At 59.3% G+C, this 5,162-nt stretch carries 6 protein-coding genes and 1 pseudogene; 5 read left to right on the forward strand and 2 right to left on the reverse strand.

The features are described from left to right. Positions 1-22 precede the first annotated feature (22 nt). The 5 genes and pseudogenes from EOA85_RS27015 to EOA85_RS27035 all read left to right on the forward strand — a co-directional run bounded on the left by EOA85_RS27015 (position 23) and on the right by EOA85_RS27035 (position 3,601). Positions 23-520 (forward strand): tetratricopeptide repeat protein, encoded by a 498-nt coding sequence (locus EOA85_RS27015; protein ID WP_127211808.1) that lies wholly within the window; start codon positions 23-25, stop codon positions 518-520. An 823-nt stretch (positions 521-1,343) separates the two neighbouring features. Beyond that, positions 1,344-1,932, forward strand: a pseudogene (locus tag EOA85_RS27020) (TolC family protein); the annotation flags it as partial. A gap of 185 nt (positions 1,933-2,117) precedes the next feature. Next, on the forward strand, positions 2,118-2,588 hold the full coding sequence (locus EOA85_RS27025) for a MucR family transcriptional regulator (RefSeq protein WP_127211804.1): 471 nt from the start codon (positions 2,118-2,120) through the stop codon (positions 2,586-2,588). Between the two features lie 366 nt (positions 2,589-2,954). Further along, the gene (locus EOA85_RS27030; RefSeq protein WP_127211805.1) at positions 2,955-3,140 is read left to right on the forward strand and encodes a hypothetical protein; all 186 of its coding nucleotides are present in this window, start codon (positions 2,955-2,957) and stop codon (positions 3,138-3,140) included. A 245-nt stretch (positions 3,141-3,385) separates the two neighbouring features. Next, on the forward strand, positions 3,386-3,601 hold the full coding sequence (locus tag EOA85_RS27035; protein WP_127211806.1) for a hypothetical protein: 216 nt from the start codon (positions 3,386-3,388) through the stop codon (positions 3,599-3,601). 590 nt (positions 3,602-4,191) lie between these two features. Here EOA85_RS27035 and EOA85_RS27040 read toward each other — a convergent pair. Beyond that, on the reverse strand, positions 4,192-4,755 hold the full coding sequence (locus EOA85_RS27040; RefSeq protein ID WP_127211807.1) for a sugar O-acetyltransferase: 564 nt from the start codon (positions 4,753-4,755) through the stop codon (positions 4,192-4,194). A 319-nt stretch (positions 4,756-5,074) separates the two neighbouring features. Beyond that, a partial coding sequence (locus tag EOA85_RS40165; protein ID WP_164759908.1) for a helix-turn-helix domain-containing protein occupies positions 5,075-5,162 on the reverse strand: 88 nt, incomplete at its 5' end.

Genomic DNA, 5,162 nt, shown 5'->3' on the forward strand with positions numbered 1-5,162 from the left:
AAATACAGTTTCTCCATCGCCTATGTTTCGGCGCCGGAGCTCACTTCTTTTTGCCGTACTCGCCATTCTGCCTTTGGGCGGTTGCGCCAGCTGGCAAAAGCCCGCTCTTTCCGTGCAGGAGACATCTTCCCCAGAGTTGCTCAGCGCCGATCAAATCGATCCGGCTATGCGCGAACGCATTTTGCGCGAAGTTGGTCAGGATGTTCAAGAGCGGGCTTTGCGGGATGAGGTGAAGCAGCACCCGGACAATGTTGATGCGGCGATACGGCTTACAAAAGCCTTGGTGGCCCAGAAGCGCCCGCACGAAGCGGTTGAGGTGCTCGACAGCGTCTTGGTTGCAGCCCCAGCAAACGTACGTGCATTGAATGCGAAGGGCGTGATCTTGGACATTGAGGGGCGGCATGACGCGGCACAGGCCCTGTATCGGCGAGCTCTCGAAACCGAGCCAGGGAATCAGATGGTGCAGCATAACTTCAATCTGTCGCTTGCCTTAACGGCAAGTCCGAACAGCCAAGGTTAGCACGATCGCAATAGGTGGGCACAGCGCATGTGCAGCCTATTCCCCGGCTCGAGACGCGCTCGGCTCCCATCATAGATGGCCTCTGAAGAGAGCCATATCTGCGCAAAGCTGTTGCTCCAGATCTGGCCGGCAGAGGTCGGCAGGAGAGCCGGATGACATCTCTCGGCCACCCGCAAGGCCATCCGCCTCGCTTCGTTGCCAGAGCGCCTTCGTGGTTGCCCGCGAGATACGCTCTCCCTTGCCCGTCACCGTCTCGCAATGCGGCGAGCCACCTGGCTTAAAGGGGTCGACCGAGCGCGCGATGCAGTAGCATGAATACGTAACGCAGCGACAGACCCGCGCGCGGTGTCGATGATCAACTGGCGCTCTTGCGAGACGAAATGATTTTCGCAGCCACAGCCGGATCGTGTTGCGCTTGTGCTGGCCGTCCCTGCCATTAGAGCACGGTGATAGTAGCTGGATCTATTCTGGAGGCATCAATGGTGTGGATGCCCTCGATCCAAACAATCGACTGTTGAATTCGTCCGCGTGACGAAATTAGCTGCGGCAATCCGACTTCCGAAGCCTACAGGCGCAAAACCAACAGCGTGAGCGCTGCGGACCCGGAGGCGGGCTGCAAAGTGCAATCACCAGCGCTGATACGCGGCAAGTGACGAATGTATCGCTCGGGCGACTCCCGTGTGGTGCACGGTTGCCCGCGAGGTGATGTGTAGCAGCTTGGCGCCCGCATGGCAGTCAAGCTTTAGCGTTCACGAAAGCAGAAATGATTTGAGACCAAGCAAAAGACCGGTTTTTTTAGGCTGTATCGCTATATTCGAGCGGCGCCTCGGCCGAAACCGTTTTGAGCGCCCTGTCGAAGGCCACCAGTATAATTCTTCGCTGAATTCGTCTCGCGCCAAGGTTCGCGTCACCGCCGAGAGCGTGGCCATCGCCAAGTCGGGGTGGCGCCCGACCATCAAGGGTTCCGCGAGCGTTGATCACTCAAGCAGCCACCTCAATGAGAGGAATGATGACGCGCGTTTGACTTCCGGCAAGTATGGAGTCGAGATCAATCAGACGCTGTTAGACGGTTTTCAGGCGAAGAACAGCGTCGCCGCAGCCAAATCGCAAGTCAAGGCTTCTGTCGAAAGCCTGCGCAACACCGAAAGTAACATCCTGTTCAACGCAGCCCAAGCCTATATGGATGTCGTTCGCGATCCGCTGCCAGCGCACAGGTTCTGATGAGCGCTGCGACTTATCGCCAAATCATCTGCGATGAGCCGGGCAAACTCAGGCCCGCTGCGGTCTTAGCGAAACTGCTGCCCTTGAGCCACGATACGGCAATCGCGATCGCGTCGGCCAGGCATCCAGCCATCCTCGCGACTCAGTATCTGGTTGATGCAGCGGCGTTTTCGGTCAAATCGGCAGAAGGCGGCAGGCGCGACCGCTCCCATAATGCAATACGCTGCCTCTAGGCCGATGGACGATGACGGGATGCGTCCCCGAGACTTCAATGGTGGAGGAGCAGCGCACCCGTCGATCCATTTGCTTTCAGCAGCAACCGCCACTATGTAGCGACACTTCGCCCGACTGTGTTTCAAGCTGCCCGGAGAAGTTTATGACAGAAGAAGCCCACAACACCGACATCCTCATCGAGCTCACTGCCGATGTTGTGTCAGCCTACGTCTCCAACAACCCCGTCCCGGCGGGGGAGCTTCCTGCCCTGATCGCCCAAGTGCACGGGGCTCTAAAAGGCACAGCCGGGCTCATACCGGCAGAAGAGCCCGTGCCTGTGAAAAAACCTGCTGTCCCGATCAAAAAGTCGATCGAACCGGACTACATCATTAGCCTTGAAGACGGCAAGAAATTCAAATCGCTAAAGCGCCATCTGGCGACGCACTATGGTCTGACCCCGGACGAATATCGCGCCAAATGGGGTCTGCCGTCGGATTATCCCATGGTCGCGCCGAATTACGCCGCTACGCGCTCCGCCTTGGCCAAGACCATGGGACTCGGCCGCAAACCGAAAGAGCCGGAAGCCCCGGCGCCGGCGCCGGCGAAACGGACCCGCAAGAAGGTCGCAGCCTAAATCCGTATCAACAGTCGTTCGGGAGCGCAGCAGCCGTAGGCCAATCTGCGCGGAATCAAAGGGCGGGGACGAGCCCCGCCTTTCCCGTCTAAGGGCCTCATTCCCAGAGGAATTCGCGACGGCTCCAGCAATTGCTGCCGCGGCAGTACCGGGTTGCATGCTGCGGCCGGGGCTTCGAGCCGGTCAGTTCGTCCGGAGTGTGTCGCATCCTTCCCGAGTCTTGCCCGGACGCATTACAAATTCAGCCAGCCTTGCTGATGCCCCATCAAAACCTGGGATCAAACAGCTATCCAGCATTTCCGTTGCGGCGCTGGAAAGCGTTGCACGCGACGTCGCCAATGAACCGGGACTGACGCTGGACGACTGGTGCCGCGCCTCGGCCTTCCTCGCCCGCTCGACGAGGCCGTGGAAAAGCTCTGGGGTTTTGCCTCGGACAAGGCAAGACATATTCGGGAGGGACAGCAACTCGGCGATGACGAGGCAGAGCTGGTTGTCAGCGTCGCCTGCGCTGTTTCGATCTTCCTGGTCCATCGCACGCAGCAGGTGCGCTGAACGCTCGCCAAATCCTATTCCCAGCAGCGGGAACAGCGACAAAGGCTATTGATTTCGACGCCTGGTCGAGACGCGACCGCCGACTTAAACGATCCCCCAAGCACGATAACGCCCCCTGCCGCCACTTCCTGTAAGGGGAACGCCGCAGTTCGGTTCCCGCCATCGCGGACGAGCGAAGTCGCTACATTGGTGTCGGCAGTGAATGGGACGCTGATATACGCTCTGCCATCCGGTTGAGCTATTGCATGCACGCCACACACCCGGATGATGGCGAACGCAGTCCGGCCCAGCACCAACATGTCGTCATGGGTTTCCCACGCGCCGCGTCGGTTCCACAGCAGGCGCATTTGCGATACGAGTTCCCCGATCGCGGCTACGAAGATAGGATCGGCGGCCTGCAATTCGGCGGCAACGTCACATTCTTCGTCCGAAGTGCCATCGAGATGGCCGAACAGGTATGACGCTATCCGTAGCGGCTCCAGAGCCGCTCCGCCCACTTCCTGCAAAACGCGCTCGACATCTCTATGGGTCCGGTATGAACGGATGGCCTCGCGGGCATGCGTACGCGCATCGTTCAGGCGGGAAGTCAGGTTCTCTCGGAAGCGCTGTTCCTCGTTCCGCGCGAGACGCGACAAACGGCGTATTCACACCAGAAGGCTTCGGCGAATTGGCGCTCGAGGAGGCGGACGTACCCCGCAGGCGTCTGGTCGAGCAGGATGCCAGGAAATTGTCGTTCCCGGGCGGCATTCTCTTCCACATGCGCGCATTCATGCGCGACAATGCGAGGGCTACCCGGAAGTCCTCCATATTGCGCTCGTCCGCCGCCGCGGCTCGACTCGTCGGGGTAGAATGCTAATGGCAGCACAACGAAGGCGCTGGGGCGGGACTTGAGCACGCTGCTGCGCATTAGGCGTATGATTTCGCGACCCGTGGAAAATGAACCGAAGCGGCCCGAGCCGACCGCGACAAAATATGCAACGCTCAACTGCTTCGACAAGAAATTCGGCACAGTTCGACAGCCCGCAGACACCTCCACGATCAAGGAGGTTGATTATGCCTGTTTATTTGGGTTGGCCACACGAGCAGGAATTCCCACTACCTTTGCCCCGGCGGGAACATCTCGCGTGACCACGCTGCCAGCGCCCACGACCGCATTATCGCCAATCGTGACGCCAGGCAGAATGATTGCTCCACCGCCGATCCAGACACGGCTGCCAATGCGGACAGGACGCCCGACCTGCAGGCCGGCCTGCCGCTGCTCGGGATCATGTGGATGATCGGCGGTATAAATCTGCACGGCAGGCCCAATTGCCGTTCCTTGCCCGATCGTGACCTCTACCACGTCAAGAATAACGCAGTTGAAGTTGATGTAGGCATTGGCGCCAATGCGGATATTGAATCCGTAGTCGCAAAAAAAGGGCGGACGGATGACCGTTCCGCGCCCAACCTCTCCTAGCCGCTCGGACAAAAGCTCATGCCAATGCCCCGGGGTCTGGCCTAGCGTATCATTGTACCGTTTGATCCAAGCCCCGGTGGCCAACAGGTCAGCTTGGATCTCCGGATCCGCCGCATTGTAAAACTCGCCTGCGAGCATCTTTTCTTTTTGGCTGCGCATATAGTCTCCCGTCAGGTCGTGTTCCGTGCAGTAATGCAGGAACGCACATCAAACTGCCTCGGCCACTTTGTAACTCGGTTTGCCGGCGCGCGGTCACGAAACGGGGCGATAGTCTCGTCGCGACCAGTGCGACGTTGGAGATATCGCAGATCAACCGGTCGCAGGCGCCATTACCTGACCAAGTCGGCAACTGTCCAGCGGTCGAACTCACTTTCCTGCCCATCTCAGATTGGCGCGCGATATCGAGCGGTAAGCGACCGGCGTATGTAGCGACCAGTTCCTGCCCTGCGGACATCCAACTCTCGCTCGGCGGTTTGTTTCAGAGACGCTTGATCTTGACGCCGTATTTCCTCAGCACGTAGCCAATCTGGCGCGGAGTCAAACCAAGCAGGCGCGCCGCCTTTGCC

The organism is Mesorhizobium sp. M5C.F.Ca.IN.020.29.1.1 (assembly GCF_003997375.1).
GTDB classification, from domain to species: domain Bacteria; phylum Pseudomonadota; class Alphaproteobacteria; order Rhizobiales; family Rhizobiaceae; genus Mesorhizobium; species Mesorhizobium wenxiniae.

Excerpts from the sequence above, each read along its gene's own strand:
- EOA85_RS27040 (WP_127211807.1), bottom strand. The coding sequence starts at position 4,755 with ATGCGCAGCCAAAAAGAAAAGATGCTCGCAGGCGAGTTTTACAATGCG.
- EOA85_RS27025 (WP_127211804.1), top strand. The coding sequence starts at position 2,118 with ATGACAGAAGAAGCCCACAACACCGACATCCTCATCGAGCTCACTGCC.
- EOA85_RS27015 (WP_127211808.1), top strand. The coding sequence starts at position 23 with ATGTTTCGGCGCCGGAGCTCACTTCTTTTTGCCGTACTCGCCATTCTG.
- EOA85_RS27035 (WP_127211806.1), top strand. The coding sequence starts at position 3,386 with ATGCACGCCACACACCCGGATGATGGCGAACGCAGTCCGGCCCAGCAC.